This window comes from Burkholderia sp. USMB20 (genome assembly GCF_000949135.2).
GTDB lineage: Bacteria > Pseudomonadota > Gammaproteobacteria > Burkholderiales > Burkholderiaceae > Burkholderia.
In genome coordinates this window covers 391,926-417,540 of sequence record NZ_JTAN02000001.1, presented here as the reverse complement: position 1 = coordinate 417,540, position 25,615 = coordinate 391,926, and the positions used below count along the sequence as shown (strand labels likewise).

Below are 25,615 nucleotides of genomic sequence, written 5' to 3'. Positions count from 1 at the left end.
GATGCCAGCTGGCGGGCTGATGGGTGAGTTCGCACGTCGGTGATCGGCTCACGCCTCGAGGCCGGGCTGTGACCGGGTTGCGTGGTGACGTGCTGGCGCTGACGCAGGGCAAAACCATGACACGCGATGATGCGGCAAGGGCCCACTATTCAGGCACGACAAGCGAAAACGGAAGGGCAGGAAGAAAGGCACGCGCCGAGCGACGCGACGGAGTGGGCAGCGGAGCGGCGCTGATGGGTGAGGTGCATGCGCGATTGCATGTCACCGATGAGTGCTGCGGAATCGAAGTGCGATCGCCCTCGTATCGCTGACGGGAAACGACGTGCAGCCCGTTGAATTCCACGCCTGCGCGACACGCGGCAGCATGATCGAGCCGCCGTTCGGTACGCAAACACAGCTCCCGAATATTCTCACCTTACGCGTTTGTCGAAGCGGCCCAGCCCCGACAAACGCTCATGCCCGCACGAGCGGAGCAGCCGGCAAACGTACCGAACCGCCCCGCCGGCACTCAGACCGTCCAGTCGAGAATCACCTTGCCGCTTTCACCGGACAGCATCGCCGCGAAGCCTTTCTCGTAATCGTCCGCCGCAAAGCGATGCGTGATGATCGGCGACAGATCGAGACCGCTTTGCAGCATCGCGACCATCTTGTACCAGGTCTCGAACATCTCGCGACCGTAGATGCCCTTGATCTCGAGCCCCTTGAAGATCACCTGGTTCCAGTCGATCGCCGTCTGCGCGGGCGGAATGCCGAGCAGCGCGACCTTGCCGCCGTGATTCATCGCCTCGAGCAGGCTCGTGAACGCGCTCGGCACGCCCGACATCTCGAGACCGACGTCGAAGCCTTCCGTCATGCGCAGGTCGGCCATCACGTCGCGCAGCGACTCGCGCGCGACGTTGACCGCGCGCGTCGCGCCCATCTTGCGCGCAAGTTCGAGCCGGTAGTCGTTGATATCGGTGATCACGACGTTGCGCGCGCCGACGTGCTTCGCGATCGCGACGGCCATGATCCCGATCGGGCCCGCGCCGGTGATCAACACGTCCTCGCCGACGAGATTGAACGACAGCGCCGTATGCGTCGCGTTGCCGAACGGATCGAAGATCGACGCGAGATCGTCGGAGATCTCGGGCGGAATCTTGAACGCGTTGAACGCGGGAATCGCCAGGTACTCGGCGAACGCGCCTTCACGGTTCACGCCGACGCCGACGGTGTTGCGGCACAGATGCCGGCGCCCCGCGCGACAGTTGCGACAGAAGCCGCACGTGATGTGGCCTTCGCCTGACACGCGATCGCCGATCGCGAAGCCGCGCACTTCCTGCCCCATCTCGACGATCTCGCCAACGTATTCGTGACCGACGTGCATCGGCACGGGAATCGTCTTCTGCGCCCAGTCGTCCCACTTCCAGATATGGATGTCGGTGCCGCAGATCGCCGTGCGGCGAATCTTGATCAGCACGTCGTTGTGTCCGACTTCGGGGCGCTTCACGCGCGTGAGCGTGAGGCCCGGGCCGCGTTCGAGCTTTGCCAGTGCTTTCATGGTCGCGCCTCCGTCAGACGATGCCGAGCGACTTGCCGACGCGCACGAACGCGGCGACCGTCTGATCGATCTGTTCGGGCGTATGCGCGGCGCTCATCTGCGTACGGATGCGCGCGCGACCGCGCGGCACGACCGGGAACGAGAAGCCGATCACGTAGACGCCTTCGGCCAGCAGCTTGTCGGCCATGTTGGTCGCAAGCTGCGCGTCGCCGAGCATCACCGGGATGATCGGATGCGCGCCCGGCACGAGCGTGAAACCCGCGGCCGTCATCTGCTCGCGGAAACGCGCGCCGTTCTCGCGCACGCGTTCGCGCAGCTTCGCCCCTTCGTCGCTGCCGAGCAGTTCCAGCACCTTCAGCGACGCCGCGGCAATGCTCGGCGTCAGCGTGTTCGAGAACAGGTACGGGCGCGAACGCTGGCGCAGCAATTCGACGATCTCGCGGCGGGCCGCGACGTAGCCGCCCGATGCGCCGCCCAGCGCCTTGCCGAGCGTGCCGGTGATGATGTCGACGCGACCGTCGACGCCGCAGTGCTCGGGCGTACCGCGGCCATGCGCGCCGATGAAGCCGACCGCGTGCGAATCGTCGACCATCACGAGCGCGCCGTAACGATCGGCGAGGTCGCAGATGCCTTTCAGGTCGGCGATGATGCCGTCCATCGAGAACACGCCGTCGGTCGCGATCAGCTTGTGGCGCGCGCCCGCGGCGTCGGCTTCCTGCAGCTTCGCCTCGAGGTCGGACAGGTCGTTGTTCTTGTAGCGGAAACGCTTCGCCTTGCAGAGGCGGATGCCGTCGATGATGCTTGCGTGGTTCAGCTCGTCGCTGATCACCGCGTCGTTCTCGTCGAGCAGCGTCTCGAACAGGCCGCCGTTCGCATCGAAGCAGCTCGAATAGAGGATGCTGTCCTCGGTGCCGAGAAACGATGCCAGCGCGCTTTCGAGCTGCTTGTGCACGGTTTGCGTGCCGCAGATGAAGCGCACCGACGCCATGCCGAAGCCGTCCTGGTCGAGACCGGCCTGCGCCGCGGCGATCAGGCGCGGATCGTTCGCCAAACCGAGATAGTTGTTCGCGCAGAAATTCAGCACGCCGGCACCGCCGGCGAGCCGCACGGCCGCCGCCTGGGGACTCGCGATCTCGCGCTCGGTCTTGTAAAAACCGTCCGCGCGGATCTGGTCGAGCGTCCCGCGCACCTGGGCGAGAAAGGCATCACGCATCGCAAAGCTCCTGACAGGGATTCGCATCCCGTCGCGCGCCGCTCGTGGCGGCGGCGCAACGGCCTGCTACTGTTATAGTCGGTCGTTCGGTTGACCGCATTTATCCGATATTCCGAACTAGAATTCGAAATACCGAACAACTCTAAGCGAACGGAAACCAAATGGCAAGTTCCTCCGCGTCGCGGCGCACGCCTGCCGGCGCCGCACCGCAAGCGCCGGGCGTGACGCCGCCGCGCGTCGGCGAGCAAATCCAGCGCCTGCGCAACGAGCGCAAGCTGACGCTCGACGACCTGTCGCGCGCGGCTGGCGTATCGAAGTCGATGCTCTCCGAGATCGAGCGCGACAAGGCCAATCCGACGATCGCGGTCGCATGGCGGCTCACGAATGCGCTCGGCATCACGCTCGACGAACTGTTCTCTCAGCCGAAAGCGCCGGAGACGATCCGCGTGGACGGCCCGCACGACATCCCGACGCTCGCCGGCCACGACGGCCGCTATCAATTGCGCGTATGGGGCCCGATCGACCTGGCCGGCAAGTTCGAGTGGTACGAACTGACGCTGCCGGGCGGCGGCGCGCTCGTGTCGAACGCGCACGAACCCGGCACGCGCGAGCACCTCACCGTGCTGCAGGGCGCGATGGAAATCGAAGCCGCGGCGGCGAGCCGACGCCTGAAGGCGGGCGACACCGCGCGCTACCCGGCCGACACGCCGCATGCGATCCGCAACCCCGGCAAGGCCGAGGCGCGCGCACTACTGATCGTGATTCATCGCTGACGATGCGGGTAGCTGGCCGAAAGGCCAGTTGCGGAGAACACTGTATATTTGTACAGTATACGGACATTCCGCCATGCATGGCCGGGGCGGCGCACCGAGGCGCCCGCGCCGGTCGACAGGAGCCTGCGATGACAGAAGAACAAGATTTGGCCGCGCTCAGCTTCAAGGCTGCCGCGCACGACCTCGAACTGATCGTTCGCCATATAGCCGGGCGCTACATCCGTCAGCGCGTCCCGCTGTCGTGGCGCCTGCTGCACGCGATCGAAGCCGAGGCGCTCGCCGATCTCGGCTTTGCCAGCCGGCACGAGCCCGGCATGCGTCAACTGTTCGAACGGCCGTCGGACATGACCTTTCCCGAAACGGACGATCCGATCGACTTCGGCCGATCGAACGCGCTGCCCGCCGTGTTCTCGTTCGCGGTCCTCGCGTATGAAGCCGCGGCCAAATCGCAGGAAGCGGCGCCCCGCGAGCGCGTTCACCGCCCGTCGAAGGCGTGGGGCGACTGACGTCAGGCCCCGAGCGTCCGTCACGGTGGGCGGCTCCCGCATCCTGCTGTCCGCGACGTTGCGGAAAGGGCTACCATATACGCAACTAACGGAATAAATAACATGTCCCTTCCCACGCCCTCCGACACCCCGGCACGCCCGGAAGAAAAGGATCTGTTCGACCGCGGCGCGTCCGACTGGATCATCTCGCCCGAAGCCGCGTTCGACGCGTGGCTTGCCATGCAGGACTACCGCCGTTCGTCGGCCGACGTCTACCGCGCGCAATGGGGCGCCTTTCTTGCGTGGCTGCGTGCAAACCAGAAAAACCTGGCCACCGTCGATACCGCAACGATCGCGAACTTCGTCGGCGAGCTTCCGATCCGGAAAACGCAGCGAATGCGTTATTTGCGGCTGATCGAACGCGTGCTCGACCACATCCGGCGCACCGAGTTCGCGTCCACCAACCCGGCCCGCTTCATTGCTCAGGATGGCGAAGCGAACTGGCGTCAGGCACGCGACAACGAGCCAACCGGTTTCCTGACGCCGGCCGAACGCGCAAAGTTGCTGGCCTACCTGTTTTCACCGATCGGCGTGTCCGGCTCCGCGTACTGGAAAGAGCGCCGCGACCGCGCGCTCGTCGCCGCGTTTCTCGGCGCCGGCGTGAAGACCGGCGAAGCACGCGTGCTCACGATTAGTTGCATCGATACGAGCGGAACGTCGCTGCAGATCCCGTCGACGCATCCCGATTTCGCGCGCGAAACCCATCTGGCGTCGTTCGCGATCGCGTTGCTCGAAGCATGGCTCGTGGAGCGCAAGCGCCAGGAGATTCCCGGCGAGCTCGTGTTTCCCGCATCGCATGCCGGGCGGCCGATGCACAAGGCGACGATGCTGCGCGCAATCGACGCGATCGTCGAATCCGCGGGGCTGACGTCGTCGCGCACCGCGCGCGCGAGTCCGCAAACGCTGCGCAACACCTATGCGGCCGAGCTGTTCGAACACGACGTACCGCCCGAGCGGGTCGGCAAATGGCTCGGCTTCGTGCGGCCGATCTCGTCGAACCGGCTGCACCGCGCGTGGAAAAACTGGCGTGACGATCTCGCGAATGGTGACGCTTCCGACCAGGACGAAACTCACTGATGCCGAACCGGCTGCTCACGCGACGTGATCCGTGAGCAGCCTTGTGCGGCGTAGCCTCACCGTTTCCCCGCTCCCGAAAAACCTCACCTCACGCGTCCCGCATCACCTCACCTGTGCGATCGCTGTGCCGACCGGCGCGTCAATCTCGTGCAAAGCGTGCGATCGCTTCGAATCGTGAAGGCCAGGGCCCCGACGCATGTTCGCATTCGGGGCACGATACTTCGAACCCGTCGTCGCCGTGCGACAACTCCGGTTCGCCATCGCAATGCGGGCACTGGGTCGGCACCGGAATTTCATGGTCCAGTGACGTCCCGATCGCGGAAAACGCATCGGCATCCAGCTGACCGGCATCGGCCAGGCGCCGGATCAGCGCGGAAATCTCCGGGTTCATCCCGCGGCTCGCGCGCAGCGTATTCACCTCGCGCGTCGCGCGCTCCAACTCGTCGCCCTGGCTGCGAAGCTGTTCCTCGAGCCGGTCCGCGCGGGCCTTGGTCGAACTCAGTTGCTGAAGGAAATCGAATTCCTTGCGTTGCACGTCGCGCAAACCGCTCTGATAGGTCGACGCCATGCTGCGCAGCGAGTCCAGCTCGACCAGCATCGGTTTGACGCGGCGCTCGGCTTCGGCCACCGCATCCTTGATCTGCTGCGCATAGTGTTCGGTGCGCTGCTGCAATTCGGCTTGCAGCGTGTCGATACGGTCGCGCAGCGCCGCGTTCTGCGTCTGTTCGGCATCGACGCGGCCGGCCATGGCGGCCAGTTCCTTTTCGAGTCGGGCGACTGTGGTGAGCAGCGTCGCCTCGTTTGCCGAACCGTGCGTCGATTGCGAGGCCAGTTGCACCTCGAGCTCGGTCACACGCGCCTGCAGCTGCTCGTTGCGGGCTTCGCTGCGCGTCAGCGCGCCCTCGAGGGTTTCCTGGCGAACCGTGGCGTCGCGCAGCCGCTGTTCCGCATCGGTCACGCCGGCGCGGATCTGCTCGCGGTCGACATCGAGACTTTCCCTGGCCGCTTTCAACGCCTCTTCATATAGCGCGCCGAGCAATGCGCCGGCCTTTTCCTCGACCGCTTTCGGAATCGCCGCACCGTCGAGCCGAACCTTCGACGCGGCACGGATCCGTTCCCAGAAATGATCGATGTCCTTCGGAATGTCGCTGGCACTGCCGGTCTGGGTCAGATCGCGGACATTGGCGGCCGACGGCCGGATGCCGAGATCGAAAAACAGGCGCTTGCAGGCATGCAGCGACAACTCCTGGCGGCGCGCGCCGCTCGCGCGTAGCGATTCGAGTTCTTCCCGGATGGCTTCACGTATTTCATCCAGCGTCATGGCAGGACTCACAGACATTGAAATGTTGTGATCATAACGGAACACGTATTTTTTGATACCTGTTTTTGTTGGCCGCGATGAATTTGCGTCGCTGTGCACAGAAATCGGCGCTGTGAGCCGATCTGGATGAGCCAGCGTCCCGATCCCGTGAAACAAAGCGAAGAAAACGAGCCAAGTACTTGTGCTGAAAGCGTTTTTTAGCAAGCCCCGAAAAAGGGCATTTGTTTCACATGATGGGCGTCACGCTCGCTGTCGGTGTTCAGGGGTTGGGGTCTCTGTGGAAAACTCGACGACCGATGTCTTGAGAGTATTAGAAGTAAACACCCTTGAACCCTTAGTTAAAAACGTTAACGCCACGGCACAGCCTTATGTAGCAAGGCTTTCCGGCCGAGAAGGTGAAGTTTTACGGGAACCAAGGTGATCTTCTGCGGGAGCTGAAGTGATGGGGTTCGGGGATCTGCGTGAGCCGATGCAGGAAAGGTCGTGAGCGGATTCGGGATCACAGTGAAATGCGAGATTTCCCAAAGGTGAGGCTTTTCGGGGCTGCACTGCCATGGAACCCGCGCTGTGCCTGAGCGCACAGTTTTCTGCCTGTGCAGACATAGGTGAGAATTTGCGGGACCTTGCTAGCGCCCCTATTCTGCCCATCTTTTGGGCAGTTTTCATGAAAGGTGAGGTTTCACGGGACTCCGCAGGGATTTGCTGTGAGGATTTCCGGGAAACGACGGTCATTTTGCACAGCAAAAGTGCCCTGTGGGGCCTGTGAAGCCTGAAAGGTGAGGCTTTTCGGGAGCGAAATCCGGGTTTTCCTGCCCGGATCCCGTTGAGGTGAGCTTTTTCGGGACATCGATCACAGGCTGCCGTTTGCCTGATAGGTGAGCCTTTTCGGGAGCGCCATTTGCTCGAAAATAGGGCAAAGGTGAGGCTTTTCGGGACCCATAACGGGGCGAATTCGCTGAAAAGCCCGCCGGGACTGGCAGAAATCTGATTTTTGCTGTGCCACTTTTTGGCACAGGTGAGAGTTTTCAGGAGTCGATACACAGCTGCCGCCGACGTTCGCCTGCCGCAAAGGTGAGGCTTTTCGGGGGACGATCGCCGGACGCAGCGGAACGCCTGCTGCACATAAGTATCGGACGGCATTGACATTTTTGATACCGCGGCGGTTACGGTGAGGTTTTTCGGGAGCCGTATCCGCGTCCGTTGGAGCGCCGCTTTTTTCAATAAGGTGAGGCTTTTCGGGAGGTCCTGGCTGGCGATCCCGCGTGTGCCGGGGACTCGTCTGGATCCGGCGCACAGAATTCGGAGCCGTTGAGGTGAGAATTTTCGGGACCGAACGGTTTCTGTGCGCTGTACAATGCGCGCCCGGGCCCGAGAATCGGCTTCGATGGCCTCGCGGCGCATCCTTTTTGGCGCGGTTTCCGGGTTCCGGGCGTGGTTGCGGTCGCCCAGGTCAGCCGCGCCTGTACATGCATACAGGCCGGTGCGGGCCTGTCCACTCGATGTCGCGACGTCCAGTGGCGACCCTGTGACGAGGACCCGGAAGTGCAGTCGCAAAATTACGACAAATCGGAAGGTGAGCCGATACGGGAGCAAGTTTCGCACGTGTCGAGCACAGGCGAAAATCTGTGAATCCGCGCATCCCGCGACACGTCTGGACGAGTCCGAAACGCTGTAAATCCGGACCGGTGAGGGTTTTCGGGAGAGGGTTGGGGTGAGTGCCGTTTCACACGCGCACTTCACCCGCTATGGTGAGCATGTCGTTCTGGACGCACATCACCACAGGCGCTATCCTTCCGTGAAACTTCTCCTCCGACCCGACGCATGGCCACGAAGCGCGCCAAGAAAACCGATGTGGATGTGGTGAGTGCCAGTTCAGCCGAATTGCGTAAGGCCGTCGAGGCGATCGCAATTCAGCCGAAGAGCGGCAAGATCACGCTCCTGACCCGCAAGCTGTTCAACGTCCTGCTCGCCGTCGCGCAGCAGGCCGACGACTCCGGCGATACGTATCGCGCGCTGCTGTCGGATATCGTCGCCAACTCCGCCTTCGATTCGAACGACACCGCGCTGGTGAAGGAACACCTGCGCCGCATGGTGTCGGTCCAGGTTGAATGGAGCACGGGGACGTCGAGCCAGAAGCCGGGCCGCAAGTGGGGGATCTCGACGCTGATCGCCGATGCCGAAATTCTCGAGGATCCGGCTACCCGCCGCGTGTGGGTCGAATTCTCGTTCGCACCGAAGATCAAGAAGAAGCTGCTCGACCCGGTCCAGTACGCGCGTCTGAGCCTGCAGTTCCAGAGCCAGCTGCGCAGCAGCGCCGGTCTCGCTCTCTACGAGATCTGCGTGCGCTACCTGACGAACCCGAGCCACCTGACAATGCGCGAGCCTTGGGAATGGTGGCGGCCGATCCTGTCGGGCACGCCCGATACGGAAGCCGGCGACGAGGCGAAGCGCGAGTACAAGTACTTCAAGCGCGACTACCTGCGTCCGGCGATCGCCGAGGTCAATGCGGTCACCAACATCTTCGTCGAACTGATCGAACATCGCGAAGGGCGCCGGGTCGCGGAGATCCAGTTCCGCGTGACCGAGCGCAAGCAGCCGATGCTCGCGCTCGACGAGCATCCGAACGTGTTCGACAGCACGCTGGTCGACCGGATGGTGAAGCTCGGGATTCCGCTCAAGGAAGCGCAGACGCTCTACGCGGACAGCGAGGAAAACCGGATTCGCGCCGCGCTGCAGATGACCGAGCAGCGGATGCGCAGCACGACGCTGCCGCCGGTGCGCAGCGCGCCCGCGTTGTTCAAGGATGCGCTGAAGAAGGGTTATGCGCCGCCGGTCGAGTCCGTCGACGCGCTGCCGTCGGGCGCGCCTGCCGCGAAGGTCGTCGCGGCGCAGCCGGACGATCTGAAGGCGCGTCTGTTGAGCGAATTCGCGGCGTTCCGCCGCAAGGAAGCGAAGGTGCTGTACGAGGAGCAGGGCGACGCGGAGCGCGAAGTGGCGCGCGAGTCGTTCGAGTCGGAAGTGCTGCCGACGATGGGCTCGCACCTGCGTGACGACTGGCGCAAGCGCGGCCTCGATTCGAAGCTGGCCGAGACGGCGTTTTTCGACTGGCTGGCTCAGAAGACCTGGGGCGAGCCGACCGACGGCGACCTGCTGTCGTTCACCCTGAATCAATCGCGGGCCGCCTGAGGCCTGTTCAGGCCCCTCTGACGGGCCGCCGCCGGCCGCCCGCCCAACCGGCGGGCCCGGCGCATCGCCAGGCCCTGCCGGCCGTTTCCATCAGTCCGACAACAGCATCCGCTCGAGCTGCTCGAGGATCGCGTCGCGCTTGTCCTTCGGGAGGCCGCGCAGGCGCAGTTCGATGCGGTCTTCGCCATACGACTTCAGGTCGCCGACCGACTTGCCGCCGAGCTTGATCTCGAGACGCTGCGCATAGCGCTGGCGGCCCGCCGGCTTCGGCGTTTCCTGCGCCGCGACGCGGCCCTTGACGATGTCCGACACCTGGCGCGTGCTGAGATCGTCGGACACGATCTTGTTGATCAGCCGCAGCGTCGCCTCGGTGCCGCGCGCGTTGTGATAACGGCCGACCTGATACGCCATGTTCGAACCGAAACGATCGGGGCGCGCGACCATCTCCTGCATCACGCTTTCCGGCAGCTTGCCGATCGACAGCGCGACCGCGACCGTCGACTCGTCGAGGCCGAGATGCTCGGACAGTTCCTTCTGACTCAGGAAGTGCTTGTCGTCGAGGAAGCGGCGCCACACGACGGCGTTGTCGAACACCGTCTGCGAGTCGCGTTGCACGTTCAGGTCGTAGCCGAGCTTGTAGCTCTGGATCCCGATCGGCACGTCGATCACGATCGCCTTTACCGACTCCTTGTTCGCTTCCTTCAGCGCGCGCACGCGGCGGCCGCCGTCGCTGACGAAATACGAGCCCGGATTGTCATAGTCCGGAATCACGTGGATCGCCTGCTGCTGCCCCTGCTTCGCGAGGTTGACCGCGAGTTCGGCAATCGACGACTTCAGATAGAAGTGCCGCGGGTTGAACGGGCTATGCTTGATCGCCTTCAACGGCAGTTCGATTACCTGGCCGGGCGCATAGCGGTTCTCGAGGCGCCACGCGCGATATTGCGGCGACTCGTCGATCGACGGATCGAGCAGGACGTCCGGAGACGGTGGCGGCGTGATGTCCTTCTTGGCGGACTTCGTCGGGGCCGGCGTGGCCGTCTCGGATTTGACGATGCCGTCGATGGCATTCAGCCGATCAAGCGCCGTGCGCTTCTCGCTCGTCGTGATATCCGGGCGCGCTTGGAATCCTTTTGCAAATTGGGAGGGTTTCATGTGACTCCTTTATGCGCATAAAGTCAGGGCAGCATGGCGACGATTTCGTCGGCACATGCGCGAATTTCCGCGGCGGCCAGCTTGGCGCCGCGATCGTTCATCTGCAGCACGGTCTGACCGAGCGCCATTGCCTGCTTGTACGCTTCCCGGGTCGGGATTTGCGTCTTCAGCAACGGGAAGCCGAGCTCCTCGAGCGCACGCTTGAGCTCGCGGGTCAGCATGCGCTTCTCTTCGGTCTTGTTCAGCAGGAAGACGGCACGGAGGTCTTCGTTCATCACCTGCGCCTGCTGGATCAGCTTGACCAGCCCGACGCTCGACCAGTAATCGGCCGGCGACGACGAAGTCGGGATCACGGCGATCGATGCGGCCAGCAACACGACGCCGGAAACTTTCTCGGTGATCGACGGCGGGCAATCGACGACGATGATGTCGTAGTCGTTGATGAACTTCTTGATCTCGCGATGGATCTGGCCGCCGGCTTCGGCGAGATTGACGACCGGGAACGGGATGCCGGCGTCGCTGTCACCGGATGCGCTCGACCAGTGAATCAGTGTGTTTTGACCGTCTGCGTCGATGACGAGGACGCGCTTCCCTTTCTCATGGAATGCCGCGCCGAGGTGCATGGCAATCGTGCTTTTGCCGACGCCACCTTTTTGTTGAGTGACTGCAATGATTTCCGCGGCCAATTTTCACTCCTGTTTTTGGTCGTTGGAATTTTACAGGACGATATTTATATTTCAATGAAATTGTCGTTTGCCAACTACGCGTTAGCCATTCGGGCTATCGGTTTATGCGCATAAACGAATGGAGACGCTGGCTGACTGCAGCGGATGGCGGCGAGATTGCTGCGGTGGATGATGAGCGGATGGATCGTCGTGACGACAGGCGTTTCTGCTCGTCGTTCGAGAAGCTGATCGGCGCAATGTGTTGGCGCCTGCCCTGTCGTTAGCCGAACGTGCGGGGCCTTGGTGACGGGGGAGTTTTTGCGCATAAACTTCGGCGGTGCTGGAGAGCATCTGCGAGTCGGCGTCCTCGCTTGAGCACGAGCCTGGATGACGAACGCGGCGCGACTCAGGCCGGCGCGATACTCGCGCCGTGTGCCGTGCAGCGTGCAGCGTGCAGTGGTGAAGCGGTGAAGCGGTGAAGCGGTGAAGCGGTGAAGCGGTGAAGCGGTGAAGCGGTGAAGCGGTGGCCGCCCCAAGCGTTTATGCGCATAAACCATCGAGAGGCTCGGCAGCGATCGGCGGGCCCCACGTCGGCAAGCGCGCATTAATACGTCCCGCGACAATGCCCCGGACGGACTCGATCGCGTATCGCACCGCTGATCGTTCGAGGTATCGAAGTGTCCGGGCCCGTCGCGATATCAGTGGACCTCCCCACCTCGCGAAGCGATAGCTTTATGCGCATAAACCCGGCGACGGATAAAACCAAAACCGTACGGTGGCCCTCGCGTGAGAACCTGCAACACGCCGTAGTGGTGAGTCGTCGTTCATCGGCGCTCGCCACCGCAGACGTCCTTGGCGATTGCCCGTGCAACGCACTTTATGCGCATAAAGGCATCACGCGCTCTGCCCGCTCGTCGGCGCGAACGATTCCCCCCGCACGCCGCACCGTACTCCAACTCCCCTTTCGCCCGCGCGCCGGTCCCCGCCGAAACGCACGCAACCAGACTGGCTACAATACGTGCCTTTCCAATCCAGGTCCGAATGATGATCACGATCTACCACAACCCCCGCTGCTCAAAGTCCCGCGAGACGCTCGCACTGGTCGAGACGTTGAACACCGCCGGCACGCAGGTGAATGTCGTCGAGTATCTGAAGACGCCGCCGACGGTCGAGGAACTGGAAGCGTTGCATCGTCAGCTCGGGCGCCCGGTGCGCGACATGCTTCGCGACGGCGAAGAGCCGTACAAGACGCTGGATCTGGCCCGTGCGAGTCTGACCGACGCGGAGGCCTATGAAGCGATTGCGGCTCATCCTATTCTGCTGCAGCGTCCGATCGTCGTGTATCGAGGCAAGGCGGCCATCGGTCGTCCGCCTGAGTCGGTGCGCGCGCTGTTCGAATAATTGTTGTTCGGCGTATTTTTCTTATCGCATCATCCCGGCGCGAGCGCGCCGGGAATAAGCGGCTGAATTCGCGAGCCGCAATCGACCACCGTGGCTACGCTGCCGATGGTCATCAAATGAGCCGCGCGTAGCGGAAATCACGAGACGCATCGGATCGACCGCTTGAATTCGAGTAGCACAACCGTCCACCGTGGCTGCCCTGCCAGCATTCATCGATGGAACCACTCATAGCAGCAATCACGAGACGTGCCGGATTGGCCTACTCAATTCGAATACCGCAACCGTCTACCGTGGCTACGCTGCCAGCCGTCATCAAACAAACCACTCGTAGCAGCAATCACGAGAGGCGTCGGATCGATCGACTGAATTCGAATATCACAACCGACCACCGTGGCTACGCTCCCAGCCGTCATCAAATGAACCGCTCGTAGCAGAAATCACAAGGCAGCAACTCAGCCCTGCCCGTCGCCCGACGACTCATCCCGATCGCCACCCGCTTCATCCCCCATCCCCCGCCCCGCCGCCGCATGCGCTGCCGTCCGCAGCAGCGCGATCTGCCCGCGATACACGCGGCATCCGCTGCAAGTCGGCAGATGCACATGCACCTGCATGCGCTCATGAAGCGTCAAGGACCGGTCGAGCGCATCCGACAGCAGTCGCGTCACGTCCCTACATTTCCCCGGCAGCATCTTCGGTCGTCATTCCTTTTTCGCTGAGGCAGGTGCGCAGGCGCGTACGCGCCCGATACAGCAGCACGCTGCAATGATTCGTCGTCAACGTCAGTTCGCTGCAGATGTCGGCAATCTCGACGTCGAGGAATTCGCGCATCATGAACACGCGCCCGATGTGTTCCGGCAAGTGGTCCAGGCAGACCTGGAACAGCATCCAGAACTGCTGTTGCTGCAATAGCGTTTCGGGGCGCGGCCACGGCTGCGGCTTCGTGTGCGGCGCCCAATGCCCGTTTTCCTTGAAGAGTTCGCGATCGAGCGCGGATTCGCCGTCGAGTTCCGCATCGAGCGCGGACAGGCTCACCGTCCGCTGCCGCGCGCGCAGGATGTCGATCAGCTTGTTGCGCAGGATGCCGAACACCCAGGTCTTGTGGGCGGACCGTCCCGCGAACTCGCCCGCGTGCGACCACGCGGTGGTCAGCGCTTCCTGCACGGCATCCTCGGCCGCATCGGTGTCGCGGAGCTGGAGTCGCGCGAAGCGCAGCAGGTCGCGCCGCAGTTGCGCGAGATAGGCAGGGTCGTCGTACGCGGACAGCATGGCAGGTCGGGAGCCTTACGAAGCGAAAGCGCTCGCGTGCGCGCCACCGGGCGGGCGCATCGCGGTGTGCGAGCAGCTTACTGGGCGAGACGCTGCGCTGCAACGCATGTTCCGTCGCGAATTCACGAGGCCGGCTGGCGCGCTGCGCTATGCTTGCCGAAGCCTGGCGTCGCGCGCCGCGAAATCGCGACGCGGGCGGTCTGTAACATCAGACCATAACGGTCAAGTTATCCACAATTTCTGTGGAAAACCTTGTGGAAAGTCGGCCGGTCGGCCCCGTGGGACGGCTCGCGGGCTGGCTTGCCTATAAACAGACCTTTGTCGCCTGTCCAGAATCAATCGACCCGATTCCTTACTCACCGGAAGGAGAAAGCCATGTCCTATCGTGTTGCAGTCGTCGTCGGCAGCCTGCGTCGCGGTTCCTGGAACCGCGCGCTCGCGCAAGCCGTGATCTCGCTCGCCCCCGCCGATTTCTCGTTCGAATTCGTCGAGATCGGCGAACTGCCGCTCTACAGCCAGGACTACGACGCGGACTTTCCGGAAGTCGCGAAGCGCTTCAAGCAGTCGATCGAGGCGGCCGACGCGCTGCTGTTCGTGACGCCCGAGTACAACCGCTCGATCCCGGGCGTGCTGAAGAACGCGCTCGACTGGGGCTCGCGCCCGTGGGGGCACAACTCGTGGTCCGGCAAGCCGGGTGCGGTGCTCGGCACGTCGCCGGGTGCGACCGGTACCGCGCTCGCGCAGCAGCACCTGCGCAACGTGCTCGCGTATCTCGACGTGAAGACGCTCGGCCAGCCGGAAATGTTCATCAAGCACGACCCGGCGCGTATCGACGACGAGGGCCAGATCGTCAGCGAAGACACCCGCAAGTTCCTGCAGGGTTTCGTCGACCGCTACGTCGACTGGGTGCGCGTGCTGAAGGCGGCCTGACCGCCGTTTCCTTGCCGCCGCCGGCACCGGCCCGCATGCCGCGGGTCAGGCGCCGGCGTGCCGTGCGTCGCGCGCTTCGCGGATGCCGAGCAGAATCTCGTCGAGCAGCGCGATGTCGAACGGCTTCGACAGCACGCGCACGTCGACGGTACGCGTGCGGTCGAGTTCCTCCGCGTAACCCGTGACGAGGATCACGGGCAGCTTCCCCGGCCGCTTGTCGATCGCTTCGGCGAGATCGATGCCGTTCAGGCGGCCCGGCATGTGGATATCCGAGATCACCAGGTCGAATGCGTCGTTCGCGGCCGCGCCCTCGATCAGGCGCAGTGCGTCGTCGGCGGTGGGCGCATAGGTGACGCGGTGCCCGAGCAGCGTGAGCAGCGCCTCGGTGCCGGCCGCGACTTCGCTGTTGTCCTCGACCAGCAGCACGTGCAGGCCGGCAAGCCCGCCCGCGTCGTGCACGGCGGCCTGCGGTCGCGCGACGATGTCCTCGACGCGTGCGCGCGGCAGGTAGAGGCGCACCGACGTCCCGGCGCCGACCGCGCTGTCGATCGTCGCGAGTCCGCCCGAGCGCTCGCAGAACGCGAACACCTGCGGCAGCCCGAGCCCCGTTCCCATCCCCTGCGCCTTCGTCGTGAAGAGCGGCTCGAACGCGCGCGCGAGCACGTCGGGCGGCATGCCCGAGCCTGTATCGTCGAGCGAGATCTGCACGAAGTCGCCGGTCAGCGGAAAGCCGTCCTCGCGGCGCAGCGTCACGTTGCGCGCGCCGACCGTGAAGCGGCCGCCGACCGTCATCGCATCGCGCGCGTTGACGGCGAGATTGATCACCGCGAGCTCGAGCTCCGCGACATCGACCCGGATCGGCCATACGCCGGGCTCGATCGCGACGACCAGCAGCGATTTCGAACCGAGCGACGTCTTCAGCAGTTCGCGGCACGTGCCGAGCCATTGACCGACGTCGATCGTCTCGCTGTGCAGCGGCTGCTTGCGCGCGACGCCGAGCAACTGGCGCGTGAGCGACTGGCCATTCTTCAACGCGCGTTCGATCGCGCCGAGTTCCTTGTCGAGATGCTGGACGCCGCGTCGCCGCGCGATCTGCACGTTGCTCGAGATGATCATCAGCAGGTTGTTGAAGTCGTGCGCGACGCTGCCGACCAGGTTGCCGAGCGCCTGCATCTTGCGCGACTGCCGGTACGCGGATTCGATCGAGCGTCGCATCGACGCTTCGGCCTGCCAGCGGTCCCAGGCCTCCTCTTCCGCCTTCAGCCGCTTCAGCGACAGCCAGATCACCGACCACAGCGCGATCGACGGCGCGAACATCGAGATGAACAGCACGCTCAGGTGTTCGTACCATTCACGCCAGATCGCCGACGTGCGGTACGCGCAGGTCACGTACACGGGGTAGCTGCCGACCTGGCGGTACGCGACGATCTCGCTGCTGGCGCCGTCGTGGCGCACCCGCACGACGCCCGCGCGCGGATCGCTTTGCGCGTTGCCGAAGGTCGCCGTGAGATCGGTGTGCGCGAGCGACGGCGGCGGCGGATACGACGCGATCACCGCGCCGTCGGAACGCGCGAGCGCCATCGTCATCGGGGTGGCCGCGCCGCCGAGCAGGTCGCGGTAGAACGCGTTGAAATACGACGACTTCAGCGCGATCGACACCATGCCGGCGAACGAACCGTCGCTATGGCGTCGCGCGACGCCCGTGTTGAACACGGGGATGTTCTCGAGCTTGAGCGGCCCCATCATCAGCTTCGAGATGTGTTCGATCACCCGGCCGTCGCGGATGCCGGCGAAGTCGTCGCGGTTCGCGATCGACGCATAGGGCGCCGGATAGTAGAGGCTGTTGGCGAGCAGCATCCCGCTCGCACCGAAGATCGACACCGCGGCCACCTGCGGATAGCCGCCGCCGATCGTATTCAGCGCTTCGTGGATGTCGGATTCGTGGCGGCGCACGGTGGCGTCGTCCATGTCCTGCACGAGGTCGACGATGCGCGCATCGAGCGTCTCGCTCAGGTCGAACACCTTGAGCGCATGTTCCTCGGCGACGCGCACGGTACGCATCGTCACGTCGCTCGCCGCGGCTTCGCGGGCCTTCAGGTCGTTGTACGCCATGACCGACACGTAGATGCACGGCAGCACGATCGCCGCGACCAGCAGCACGATCAGCGTCACGCGCCGGACCGCGAAATCGTGCTCGGGCGCGCCGGACGCATAGTTGCCGTCGTCCTGCCAGTCGTCGGCGGGCGGTGCGGTGTGCGTGCGGGAGTCGGCGGGACGTTCGGACGTCATCGAAGAAAGCGGGTGAAGCGGAGGTGTTCCATCATAAACGAGTTGCGCACGTGCGCCGTACCGCCGCACCGATGTGCAACCTGGTGATTCCGACAGGGGCACGGTGAAAGTTTGAAAACGCTATGAATCCGGCAGCGCAAACGTACACAAAGAAAAATTTTGCGTGCTTATCTCGAAAATGGTCGCGGCTGTTTTCGGAATGCAGGGCGAATGAATCGATTTTGTTCGAAATGGTGAAAATGGCGAGTTGCACCGCCTTCGGTTTACTCAGAGAATCGCGCCTTGCTTTCCCCATGACAGATATATGCGCCCGCCGGCGTTTGCGGCGCGGTGTGTCGCGTGCCTGGCGCCGCGGCGCCCGCGCGCGGCCGCACGGCGGTGGCCGCGCTTGATCGCATGGCGCCTAAAGAAGCGCGCCGCGCGGTCGTTAACGCGAGAGAGACCATTCCGTATACCGCTTCGCCGCCATGCCTTTGCCGATCGTGATCGCCGACGACTCCTTGCTCGCTCGCAAACTTCTGACAAAGGCACTCCCGGGGGACTGGGACGTCGACGTCACGTATGCGGCGAATGGTCGTGAGGCCCTGGCGCTCTATCGTGACGGCAAGGCTTCCGTGATGTTTCTGGACCTGACGATGCCCGACATGAACGGCTATCAGGTGCTCGAGACACTGCGCCACGAAGATCTGAACACGTTCGTGATCGTGGTATCCGCCGATATCCAGCCGCAGGCGCAAGCACGCGTGCGCGAGTTGGGCGCGATCGCATTCGTTGCCAAGCCCGTGACGTCGGAGGCGTTGCTGCCCATTCTCAAGGAGTATGGGTTGTATGCCTGAATCGGTGTTCACGGCGGAGCAACGCGACGCGTTGCAGGAAATCGCCAACCTCGCGATGGGCCGTGCCGCCGCACGGCTTGCGCTGCTGCTCGGGCACTTCATCGAGCTGTCGGTACCGCGCGTGCGCGTCGTGAAGGCCGCCGATGCGGGCGACGCGCTGCGCGAGATGACGGGCATCCACGAGAACGTGACGGCCGTGCGCCAGGGATTCCGTTCCGACATCAAGGGCGAGGCGATCGTGCTGTGCCGCAGCGCGGGCGTCGCGCGGCTCATGTCGCTGATGGAGCGCACGTTCGGCGACGGCGTGTATGCCGGCATGGCCACGCAGGACGAACTCGTGTTCGATGTCTCGAACGTGCTGATGAGCGCATGCGTCGCGTCGATCCTCGACGAACTCGGCCGCAAGCCCGTGTTTTTCCCGCCGGGGCTGCTCGGCGCGAACGTGTCGTTCGACGACGTGTTCCAGCCGACCGCGCTCGCCTGGAGCGTCGCGCTGCTGCTCGAAGTGAACTTCGGTCTCGAGGATCACGCGTTCCGCGCACATTTCGTGATGCTGATGGCGGAGGACTCGATCCGGCTGATGGGCGACGCGCTCGACGCGTTGCTGTCCGCGCTATGAACGCGACCCCCGCCGCCACCGCCACTGCCGCGTCGCTGAGCGACCTCGTGATCGAACGGGTGGGCTTCGGCCTGTTCGTGCTCGACCGCGCGATGACCGTGCTGATGTGGAATCGCTTCATGCAGGACCACAGCGGCATCCCGGCCGCCGACGTGATCGGCCGCAACCTGTTCGACTGCTTTCCGGCGCTGCCGCGCGCGTGGCTCGAGCGCAAGCTCGAGAGCGTGTTCCAGCTCGGCAGCTTCGCGTTCAGCTCCTGGGAGCAGCGGCCCTACCTGTTTCGCTTCGAGCACGACCGGCCGATCACGGGCGGCGTCGACTACATGCAGCAGGATTGCACGTTCATGCCGCTCACGCGCGGCCGCGAAGTGGAGGCCGTGTGCGTGACGATCTCGGACGTCACGCACGTGAGCGTGATGCAGCGCGAGCGCGAGGAGGCGGTCGCGAAACTGCGCGAGCATGCGAATCTCGACGGCCTCACCGGCATCGCGAACCGGCGCTTCTTCGAGGCGCGGCTCAGTGACGAGTTCGCGCGCTGGCAGCGCTACGGCGGCGACCTGTCGGTGCTGCTGTTCGACCTCGACCACTTCAAGACGATCAACGACCGGTTCGGGCATGCGGCCGGCGATGCGGTATTGCGCGAGACGGCGCGCCGCGTCGCGTCGATCGTGCGCGCGCAGGATACGTTCGGCCGTTTCGGCGGCGAGGAATTCGCGCTGCTGCTGCCGTGCACGAATCTCGACGAAGCGATGCGGGTCGCGGACAAGGTGCGCCACGCGATCGGCAGCACGCCGGTCGACGCGGAAGGCGTCAGCGTGCCGGTGACGGCGAGCGTCGGCGGCGCGTGCGCGACGGCCGGCGCGCTGGCGTGCGACGTGCTCGTCAACGAGGCCGATACCGCGCTCTATCGCGCGAAGCGGCTCGGGCGCGACCGGTCGATCGCGTACGCGTAAGCGCGGCGCGGCCGCAGCGCGGTTACCTGCGGCGTACCGCACACCGCACACCGCGCGTGCCGCGCCCCCGTCAGCTTTTCGCGATATCCGCCAGCACGCCGGCCAGCACGGCCGGCTGCGACACGAACGGCGAATGGCTGCTGTCGAGCTGGTGCACGTGCGTCGGATTGCCGGGCACGAACGCGTCGGCTTCGTCGATGAAGCGCTGCTGCAGCGCGGGCAGGATCACGCGATCCGCCAGGCACTTGATGTAGTGACGGTCGATCGCGCCCCAGCGCGCGGCGGTCGTCGGGATCGCGGTCGCGAACGGCGCGGCCGGCACGTCGCAGGTCATCAGGTTCGCCACCGCCTCGAAGTCGGCCTGCGGCACGTCGTCATACAGTGCGCGCTTCACGAGCGCGCGATACGCGGCATCGCCGCTGTGCGGATCGATCCGCAGCGCGCCCGCGACGCGCGGGCTCGCGAGCATCAGCGGGCCCAGCATTTCGCCCTTGTTCTCGGGCGCACGCACGTAGTCGAGGCCCGGCACGCCCGACGCGGGCATGAACGCCGCGAGATAGACGATCTTCGCGATCTTCTCCGGCGCACGCTCCGCCGCGGCGGTGATCGCGAGGCCGCCCATGCTGTGCCCGACGAGCACGACCTTGCCGCGGCCGAGCGCGTACGCGTCGTCGACGGCCTGCATCACCTGCGTCGCGTAATCATCGAGCGTGGTGTTCGCGACCGGCGACGGCTCGGCGCCGAAGGCGTCCTTGTCGAGCGGCCGTTCGAGATAGGATGCGGGAAAGCGGGCTTTGATGCCGTGCGCGGGCAGGTCGCGCGCGATCGACAGGTAGCCGCGCGCGGCGAGCGCGGCCGCGACGTGCGCGTAGCACCACTCACCGTGCCACGCGCCGTGCACCAGCACGAAAACGGGATGGTCGGATGGCGCGGTGGCGGTTACGTTCGTCTCCATGGTGTCCGTGTGTTTTTTCGAGAAAGATGTTCATCTTAGACGAAGCCGCGTGGACGAAGCTGCGCGCCCCGGCATGAACGCACGGCCCGGGCGTGCGCGGGCTCGCACCGGCTGTCGGGATGCGGCGCTTTTGTCTCGTACAGGCCACATTTCGTCTCGATCTGATTTGAATTTGCGCCGAAGCGCGCTAATTTGACGCTTTGCTCCCGATTGCGCCCCATGAACGTCGATTACCTCTTCTACCGGCGGCCGGACAAACCCGGCCCCTATTCCCTCGACGACCTGGGCGAGACCGCGCCGCCGATCGGCCCGAGCGACATGGTGCGCGCGGGGATCGCGCGCGTGTTCGAGCAGATCGACTGGCAGGAATCGCCCGACGTGCCGGGCGCGTGGTTCGGCACCGGCGGCCCGTCGTTCCAGTTCACGGCGGAGCCCGACGGGCGCGTAACGAGCTTCATGGGCTCGCGGCTCGAACGCCGCTCGATGCTGCAGCTGACCCGCGAAATGGGGCTCATCGCGCTCGACCTGCAGCGCGACATCGTCTACGGCTGACGGGCGGCGCGGTGCCGCTCCCCGCCGCGGCCGGTCTCCCAAGCCCCGCGCGGGCCGCCGGGCGCGGCGCGTGTCCGCCATCGAACGTCAAAGATTGCTATACTTTCGCCCAATTCCGGCTTCCGGCCGGTAATTTGTGCCTGTCTGCGTCGATCGTTCGCATATCTCGCACGCATTTGACGCCCTGACCAACCCAGCCGGGCATGGCTTCTTCAATCGCCCCGCGTGGGTGTCTCCGTGGAGCTCGTCTTGGCCGTTTCCAATCTCGTCGTGGACGAACAAGAAACCGACGCCGCTGCCGTCACATCGGGCAGTTCTTTCTATCTGGCGATGCGCATCCTGCCGGCCGTGCAGCGCGATGCGATGTTCCAGGTCTACGCATTCTGCCGTGCGGTCGACGACATCGCCGACAGCGACCTGCCGCGCGCCGAGCGCAACGCGGGCCTCGATCGCTGGCGCGCGGACATCGACGCGTGCTTCGCCGGCCAGCCGCCGCGCCATCTGGTCGCGCTCGAGCGCGAGATCCGCGCGTTCGACCTGAAGCGCGAGGACTTCCACGCGATGATCGACGGGATGGCGATGGACGCCGCCGAGGACATCTGCGCGCCGGACGAACCGACGCTCGACCTGTTCTGCGATCGCGTGGCGAGCGCGGCCGGCCGGCTGTCGGTGAGGATTTTCGGGATCCCGGAGGCGGCAGGCATCAAGCTGTCGCACCACCTCGGCCGCGCGCTGCAGCTGACGAACATCCTGCGCGACATCGACGACGACGCGGCGATCAACCGCTGCTACCTGCCGCGCGAGCTGCTCGCGCGCGAAGGCATCGCGATCACCGATCCGGCGACGATCGTGCGCGACCCGGCGCTGCCGCGCGTGTGCGCGACGCTCGTCGAGCGCGCGCTCGAGCACTTCCGCGAAGCGGATGCCGTGATGGATACGTGCACGCGTGCGCAGGTGAAGGCGCCGCGCATCATGTCGGGCGCGTATCGCTGCATCCTGGAGGCCGCGATCGCGCGCGGCTTCGCCGCCCCGCGCGCGCCGCTGCGCAAGCCGAAGGCGCGCATGCTGATGATCGCCGCGCGCTACGCGCTGTTCTGAGCCGATGCCCAGAACCGTCCACGTGATCGGTGCAGGACTCGCGGGCCTGTCGGCCGCCGTCGAGCTGCAACGCCGCGGGCGGCGCATCGTGCTGCACGACGCGCATGCGCATGCGGGCGGCCGCTGCCGCTCGTGGTTCGACGGCGTGCTGAACACGACGCTCGACAGCGGGCTGCATCAGGTTTTCGCGGGGCAATCCGCGACCCAGCGCTACCTGCGCGCGATCGGCGCCGCCGATCGGCTCACGGGGCCCGCGCTGCCTGAATGTCCGGTGGTCGACGTCGCGTCGCAGCAGCGCTGGACGCTGCGTTTCGGCAACGGGCGCTGGCCGTCGTGGCTGTTCGACGCCGCATCGCGCGCGCCGGGCACCACGCCGCTCGATTATCTTGCGCTGGCCTCGCTCGCGTTCGCGCGCACCGGCCGCTCACTCGCACAGACGATGCGCTGCGACGGCGTGCTGTGGGACCGTTGGCTGCGGCCGTATTTCCTCGGGGTGCTGAACGTCGAGCCGCGCCACGCGAGCGCCGAACTCGCGCGCGCGGCGCTGTGCGGCACGTTTGCCGCGGGCGGCCCCGGATGGCGCCCGCTCGTCGCGCGCCACGGGCTCGGCAGCGCATTCGTCGAACCGGCGCTGCGGATGCTGCAGCACGGCGGCGCGCAGATCCGGCTGAATTCGCGGCTCGATGCGTTCGAATTCGGCGCGCACGGCAACGCGGTCGATGCGGTCGCGATCGGCGGCGAGCGCGTCGATCTCGCACCGGGCGACGCGGTCGTGCTGGCCGTGCCGCCCGAGGTCGCGCAGCCGCTCGTCCCGGATCTCACCGCGCCCGACACGTTCAGTGCGGTCGTGACCGCGTATTTCGCGGTCGATACACCGGCCGACGGCCCGCTGCAGACGACCGTCGTCAACGGCGTCGTCGACGCGGTGCGCACCGGCGGCGGTCCGCTCGCGGCGACCATCCGCGACGCGGGCCGCTGGCTCGACATGCCGCGCGATGCGCTCGCGCGGCGCATCTGGGAAGACGTCGCGCGCGTGACCGGCGCGAACCCGGAAACCATGCCGGCGTGGCAGCTCGTGGTCGAGCCGCGCGCGGGGTTTGCGGCGGTGCCGTCGCAGGAAATGAAACGTCCGGCCGTGCGTACGCGCTGGACCAATCTCGTGCTGGCGGGCGACTGGATTGCCACCGGCTTGCCCGCCACGATCGAGGGCGCGATCCGTTCCGGCCAGCTGGCCGCGGACGTGCTCCAGACACAGTAAGCAACAGAGGGACCGATGAACGATCTCACCGAAATGGCCACCCTGTCCGCCGGCACCGTGCCGGCCGGGCTCGACGCGGCCGTCGCCGGCGCGACCGACGCGCTGCTGGCCGCGCAGAACGCGGACGGACACTGGGTCTACGAACTCGAGGCCGATTCGACGATTCCCGCCGAATACGTGCTGCTCGTCCACTATCTCGGCGAGACGCCGAACCTCGAGCTCGAACGGAAGATCGGCAAGTATCTGCGCCGCATCCAGCAGGCCGACGGCGGCTGGCCGCTGTTCACCGACGGCGCGCCGAACATCAGCGCGAGCGTGAAGGCGTATTTCGCGCTGAAGGTGATCGGCGACGACGAGAACGCCGAGCACATGCAGCGTGCGCGCCGTGCGATCCACGCGATGGGCGGCGCCGAGATGTCGAACGTGTTCACGCGCATCCAGCTCGCGCTGTACGGTGCGATTCCGTGGCGCGCGGTGCCGATGATGCCGGTCGAGATCATGCTGCTGCCGCAGTGGTTCCCGTTCCACCTGTCGAAGGTGTCGTACTGGGCGCGGACCGTGATCGTGCCGCTGCTGGTGCTGAACGCGAAGCGCCCGATCGCGAAGAACCCGCGCGGCGTGCGCATCGACGAGCTGTTCATCGACCCGCCCGTCAACGCCGGCCTGCTGCCGCGCCAGGGCCACCAGAGCCCCGGCTGGTTCGCGTTCTTCCGCGTGGTCGACCACGCGCTGCGCGCGGTCGACGGCCTGTTCCCGAACTACACGCGCGAACGCGCGATCCGCCAGGCCGTGTCGTTCGTCGACGAGCGCCTGAACGGCGAGGACGGCCTCGGCGCGATCTATCCGGCGATGGCCAACGCGGTGATGATGTACGACGTGCTCGGCTATGCGGAAGATCATCCGAACCGCGCGATCGCGCGCAAGGCGCTCGAGAAGCTGCTCGTCGTGCACGAGGACGAAGCGTATTGCCAGCCGTGCCTGTCGCCGGTGTGGGACACGTCGCTCGCCGCGCATGCGCTGCTCGAGACCGGTGACGCGCGTGCCGAGGAAGCCGTGCTGCGCGGCCTCGACTGGCTGCGCCCGCTGCAGATCCTCGACGTGCGCGGCGACTGGATCTCGCGCCGCCCGCACGTGCGGCCCGGCGGCTGGGCGTTCCAGTACGCGAACGCGCACTACCCTGACGTCGACGACACGGCCGTGGTCGTGATGGCGATGGACCGCGCGCAGAAGCTCAGGCAGACGGACACGTATCGCGACTCGATGGCGCGCGCGCGCGAATGGGTCGTCGGCATGCAGAGCAGCGACGGCGGCTGGGGCGCGTTCGAACCGGAAAACACGCAGTACTACCTGAACAACATTCCGTTCTCCGATCACGGCGCGCTGCTCGATCCGCCGACCGCCGACGTGTCGGGCCGCTGCCTGTCGATGCTGTCGCAGCTCGGCGAGACGCCGCTGAACAGCGAGCCGGCCCGTCGCGCGCTCGACTACATGCTGAAGGAGCAGGAGCCGGACGGCAGCTGGTACGGCCGCTGGGGGATGAACTACGTGTACGGCACGTGGACGGCCCTGTGCTCGCTGAACGCGGCCGGCCTGACGCCGGACGATCCGCGCATGAAGCGCGGCGCGCAGTGGCTGCTGTCGATCCAGAACAAGGACGGCGGCTGGGGCGAGGACGGCGACAGCTACAAGCTGAATTACCGCGGTTTCGAGCAGGCGCCGAGCACCGCGTCGCAGACGGCCTGGGCGTTGCTCGGCCTGATGGCGGCCGGCGAGGTGAACAACCCGGCCGTTGCACGCGGCGTCGACTACCTGATCGCTCAGCAGAACGAAGAAGGCCTGTGGGACGAAACGCGCTTCACGGCAACCGGCTTCCCGCGCGTGTTCTATCTGCGCTATCACGGCTATCGCAAGTTCTTCCCGCTGTGGGCGCTCGCGCGCTATCGCAACCTGAAGCGCGCCAACGCGACGCGCGTGACGGTCGGGATGTAA

The 25,615-nt window shown here is 65.4% G+C and carries 22 protein-coding genes; 13 read left to right on the top strand and 9 right to left on the bottom strand.

What is annotated here, in order from left to right; all coding sequences use genetic code 11:
- Positions 1-508: 508 nt before the first annotated feature.
- Both tdh and PL79_RS01935 read right to left on the bottom strand, forming a co-directional pair.
- The gene (tdh, locus tag PL79_RS01940; RefSeq protein WP_044848754.1) at positions 509-1,537 is read right to left on the bottom strand and encodes an L-threonine 3-dehydrogenase; all 1,029 of its coding nucleotides are present in this window, start codon (positions 1,535-1,537) and stop codon (positions 509-511) included.
- A gap of 13 nt (positions 1,538-1,550) precedes the next feature.
- Positions 1,551-2,750 carry a glycine C-acetyltransferase gene (locus tag PL79_RS01935; RefSeq protein ID WP_044848755.1) on the bottom strand — a complete coding sequence of 400 codons (1,200 nt, stop codon included), beginning with the start codon at positions 2,748-2,750 and terminating at the stop codon, positions 1,551-1,553.
- Positions 2,751-2,911: 161 nt separating this feature from the next.
- On the opposite strand from PL79_RS01935, the gene PL79_RS01930 reads away from it, so the two are divergent.
- The 3 genes from PL79_RS01930 (at position 2,912) to PL79_RS01920 (ending at position 5,145) form a co-directional block, all read left to right on the top strand.
- Positions 2,912-3,523: a helix-turn-helix domain-containing protein gene (locus PL79_RS01930; RefSeq protein ID WP_044848756.1), complete on the top strand. Its 612-nt coding sequence runs from the start codon at positions 2,912-2,914 to the stop codon at positions 3,521-3,523.
- A gap of 128 nt (positions 3,524-3,651) precedes the next feature.
- Positions 3,652-4,029, top strand: coding sequence for a DUF2471 family protein (locus tag PL79_RS01925; RefSeq protein WP_044848757.1), 378 nt, complete (start codon positions 3,652-3,654; stop codon positions 4,027-4,029).
- 102 nt (positions 4,030-4,131) lie between these two features.
- Entirely contained in the window at positions 4,132-5,145 is a 1,014-nt protein-coding gene (locus PL79_RS01920; protein WP_044848758.1) for a tyrosine-type recombinase/integrase, read from the top strand.
- 139 nt (positions 5,146-5,284) lie between these two features.
- Here PL79_RS01920 and PL79_RS01915 read toward each other — a convergent pair whose 3' ends face one another.
- Positions 5,285-6,466 carry a DNA-binding protein gene (locus PL79_RS01915; RefSeq protein WP_044848759.1) on the bottom strand — a complete coding sequence of 394 codons (1,182 nt, stop codon included), beginning with the start codon at positions 6,464-6,466 and terminating at the stop codon, positions 5,285-5,287.
- Between the two features lie 1,821 nt (positions 6,467-8,287).
- Here PL79_RS01915 and PL79_RS01910 point away from each other — a divergent pair.
- Entirely contained in the window at positions 8,288-9,652 is a 1,365-nt protein-coding gene (locus PL79_RS01910; RefSeq protein WP_044848760.1) for a replication initiation protein, read from the top strand.
- Positions 9,653-9,742: 90 nt separating this feature from the next.
- Here the strand turns inward: PL79_RS01910 and PL79_RS01905 are convergent, their stop codons facing one another.
- Positions 9,743-10,804: a ParB/RepB/Spo0J family partition protein gene (locus tag PL79_RS01905; protein ID WP_044848761.1), complete on the bottom strand. Its 1,062-nt coding sequence runs from the start codon at positions 10,802-10,804 to the stop codon at positions 9,743-9,745.
- Positions 10,805-10,827: 23 nt separating this feature from the next.
- On the bottom strand, positions 10,828-11,490 hold the full coding sequence (gene parA, locus PL79_RS01900) for a ParA family partition ATPase (RefSeq protein WP_006751663.1): 663 nt from the start codon (positions 11,488-11,490) through the stop codon (positions 10,828-10,830).
- 1,023 nt (positions 11,491-12,513) lie between these two features.
- Between parA and arsC the strand changes: the two genes are divergently transcribed.
- Positions 12,514-12,870, top strand: coding sequence for an arsenate reductase (glutaredoxin) (arsC, locus tag PL79_RS01895; RefSeq protein WP_044848770.1), 357 nt, complete (start codon positions 12,514-12,516; stop codon positions 12,868-12,870).
- 452 nt (positions 12,871-13,322) lie between these two features.
- On the opposite strand, the gene PL79_RS01890 is transcribed toward arsC, so the two are convergent.
- Entirely contained in the window at positions 13,323-13,559 is a 237-nt protein-coding gene (locus PL79_RS01890) for a zf-HC2 domain-containing protein (protein ID WP_044848762.1), read from the bottom strand.
- Positions 13,540-14,136, bottom strand: coding sequence for an RNA polymerase factor sigma-70 (locus PL79_RS01885; protein WP_044848763.1), 597 nt, complete (start codon positions 14,134-14,136; stop codon positions 13,540-13,542). The genes PL79_RS01890 and PL79_RS01885 overlap by 20 nt, the downstream gene beginning before the upstream one ends.
- A gap of 375 nt (positions 14,137-14,511) precedes the next feature.
- Between PL79_RS01885 and PL79_RS01880 the strand changes: the two genes are divergently transcribed.
- Entirely contained in the window at positions 14,512-15,066 is a 555-nt protein-coding gene (locus tag PL79_RS01880) for an NADPH-dependent FMN reductase (RefSeq protein WP_044848764.1), read from the top strand.
- A 45-nt stretch (positions 15,067-15,111) separates the two neighbouring features.
- Here PL79_RS01880 and PL79_RS01875 read toward each other — a convergent pair whose 3' ends face one another.
- Positions 15,112-17,355 carry a hybrid sensor histidine kinase/response regulator gene (locus PL79_RS01875; RefSeq protein ID WP_044848765.1) on the bottom strand — a complete coding sequence of 748 codons (2,244 nt, stop codon included), beginning with the start codon at positions 17,353-17,355 and terminating at the stop codon, positions 15,112-15,114.
- 467 nt (positions 17,356-17,822) lie between these two features.
- On the opposite strand from PL79_RS01875, the gene PL79_RS01865 reads away from it, so the two are divergent.
- Genes PL79_RS01865 through PL79_RS01855 form a run of 3 tightly spaced genes read left to right on the top strand, consistent with a single transcriptional unit; the run spans position 17,823 to position 19,763 of the window.
- A complete protein-coding gene (locus PL79_RS01865; protein WP_044848766.1) occupies positions 17,823-18,191 on the top strand; it encodes a response regulator in 369 nt (122 codons plus the stop codon).
- Positions 18,184-18,810: a chemotaxis protein CheC gene (locus PL79_RS01860; RefSeq protein ID WP_044848767.1), complete on the top strand. Its 627-nt coding sequence runs from the start codon at positions 18,184-18,186 to the stop codon at positions 18,808-18,810. Before PL79_RS01865 ends, PL79_RS01860 begins: the two co-directional genes overlap by 8 nt.
- Entirely contained in the window at positions 18,807-19,763 is a 957-nt protein-coding gene (locus tag PL79_RS01855; protein ID WP_044848768.1) for a GGDEF domain-containing protein, read from the top strand. The genes PL79_RS01860 and PL79_RS01855 overlap by 4 nt, the downstream gene beginning before the upstream one ends.
- A gap of 70 nt (positions 19,764-19,833) precedes the next feature.
- Here the strand turns inward: PL79_RS01855 and PL79_RS01850 are convergent, their stop codons facing one another.
- Positions 19,834-20,718: an alpha/beta fold hydrolase gene (locus tag PL79_RS01850; RefSeq protein ID WP_135800932.1), complete on the bottom strand. Its 885-nt coding sequence runs from the start codon at positions 20,716-20,718 to the stop codon at positions 19,834-19,836.
- A 219-nt stretch (positions 20,719-20,937) separates the two neighbouring features.
- Here PL79_RS01850 and PL79_RS01845 point away from each other — a divergent pair, with 219 nt between their 5' ends.
- The 4 genes from PL79_RS01845 (at position 20,938) to shc (ending at position 25,615) form a co-directional block, all read left to right on the top strand.
- Entirely contained in the window at positions 20,938-21,270 is a 333-nt protein-coding gene (locus PL79_RS01845; RefSeq protein WP_044848863.1) for a hypothetical protein, read from the top strand.
- A gap of 249 nt (positions 21,271-21,519) precedes the next feature.
- Positions 21,520-22,368 (top strand): presqualene diphosphate synthase HpnD, encoded by an 849-nt coding sequence (hpnD, locus tag PL79_RS01840; protein ID WP_044848864.1) that lies wholly within the window; start codon positions 21,520-21,522, stop codon positions 22,366-22,368.
- A gap of 4 nt (positions 22,369-22,372) precedes the next feature.
- Complete coding sequence (hpnE, locus tag PL79_RS01835; RefSeq protein ID WP_044848865.1) at positions 22,373-23,626, top strand: hydroxysqualene dehydroxylase HpnE; 1,254 nt, start codon at positions 22,373-22,375, stop codon at positions 23,624-23,626.
- 15 nt (positions 23,627-23,641) lie between these two features.
- Positions 23,642-25,615 carry a squalene--hopene cyclase gene (gene shc, locus PL79_RS01830; protein ID WP_044848866.1) on the top strand — a complete coding sequence of 658 codons (1,974 nt, stop codon included), beginning with the start codon at positions 23,642-23,644 and terminating at the stop codon, positions 25,613-25,615.

Coding starts and splice junctions, on each gene's coding strand:
- arsC (WP_044848770.1), top strand. CDS start 12,514: ATGATCACGATCTACCACAACCCCCGCTGCTCAAAGTCCCGCGAGACG.
- PL79_RS01925 (WP_044848757.1), top strand. CDS start 3,652: ATGACAGAAGAACAAGATTTGGCCGCGCTCAGCTTCAAGGCTGCCGCG.
- PL79_RS01920 (WP_044848758.1), top strand. CDS start 4,132: ATGTCCCTTCCCACGCCCTCCGACACCCCGGCACGCCCGGAAGAAAAG.
- PL79_RS01915 (WP_044848759.1), bottom strand. CDS start 6,466: ATGACGCTGGATGAAATACGTGAAGCCATCCGGGAAGAACTCGAATCG.
- PL79_RS01860 (WP_044848767.1), top strand. CDS start 18,184: ATGCCTGAATCGGTGTTCACGGCGGAGCAACGCGACGCGTTGCAGGAA.
- tdh (WP_044848754.1), bottom strand. CDS start 1,537: ATGAAAGCACTGGCAAAGCTCGAACGCGGCCCGGGCCTCACGCTCACG.
- shc (WP_044848866.1), top strand. CDS start 23,642: ATGAACGATCTCACCGAAATGGCCACCCTGTCCGCCGGCACCGTGCCG.
- PL79_RS01930 (WP_044848756.1), top strand. CDS start 2,912: ATGGCAAGTTCCTCCGCGTCGCGGCGCACGCCTGCCGGCGCCGCACCG.
- PL79_RS01905 (WP_044848761.1), bottom strand. CDS start 10,804: ATGAAACCCTCCCAATTTGCAAAAGGATTCCAAGCGCGCCCGGATATC.
- PL79_RS01880 (WP_044848764.1), top strand. CDS start 14,512: ATGTCCTATCGTGTTGCAGTCGTCGTCGGCAGCCTGCGTCGCGGTTCC.
- PL79_RS01850 (WP_135800932.1), bottom strand. CDS start 20,718: ATGGAGACGAACGTAACCGCCACCGCGCCATCCGACCATCCCGTTTTC.
- PL79_RS01855 (WP_044848768.1), top strand. CDS start 18,807: ATGAACGCGACCCCCGCCGCCACCGCCACTGCCGCGTCGCTGAGCGAC.
- PL79_RS01875 (WP_044848765.1), bottom strand. CDS start 17,355: ATGACGTCCGAACGTCCCGCCGACTCCCGCACGCACACCGCACCGCCC.
- PL79_RS01845 (WP_044848863.1), top strand. CDS start 20,938: ATGAACGTCGATTACCTCTTCTACCGGCGGCCGGACAAACCCGGCCCC.
- PL79_RS01935 (WP_044848755.1), bottom strand. CDS start 2,750: ATGCGTGATGCCTTTCTCGCCCAGGTGCGCGGGACGCTCGACCAGATC.
- PL79_RS01890 (WP_044848762.1), bottom strand. CDS start 13,559: ATGCTGCCGGGGAAATGTAGGGACGTGACGCGACTGCTGTCGGATGCG.
- hpnE (WP_044848865.1), top strand. CDS start 22,373: ATGCCCAGAACCGTCCACGTGATCGGTGCAGGACTCGCGGGCCTGTCG.
- PL79_RS01865 (WP_044848766.1), top strand. CDS start 17,823: ATGCCTTTGCCGATCGTGATCGCCGACGACTCCTTGCTCGCTCGCAAA.
- PL79_RS01885 (WP_044848763.1), bottom strand. CDS start 14,136: ATGCTGTCCGCGTACGACGACCCTGCCTATCTCGCGCAACTGCGGCGC.
- PL79_RS01910 (WP_044848760.1), top strand. CDS start 8,288: ATGGCCACGAAGCGCGCCAAGAAAACCGATGTGGATGTGGTGAGTGCC.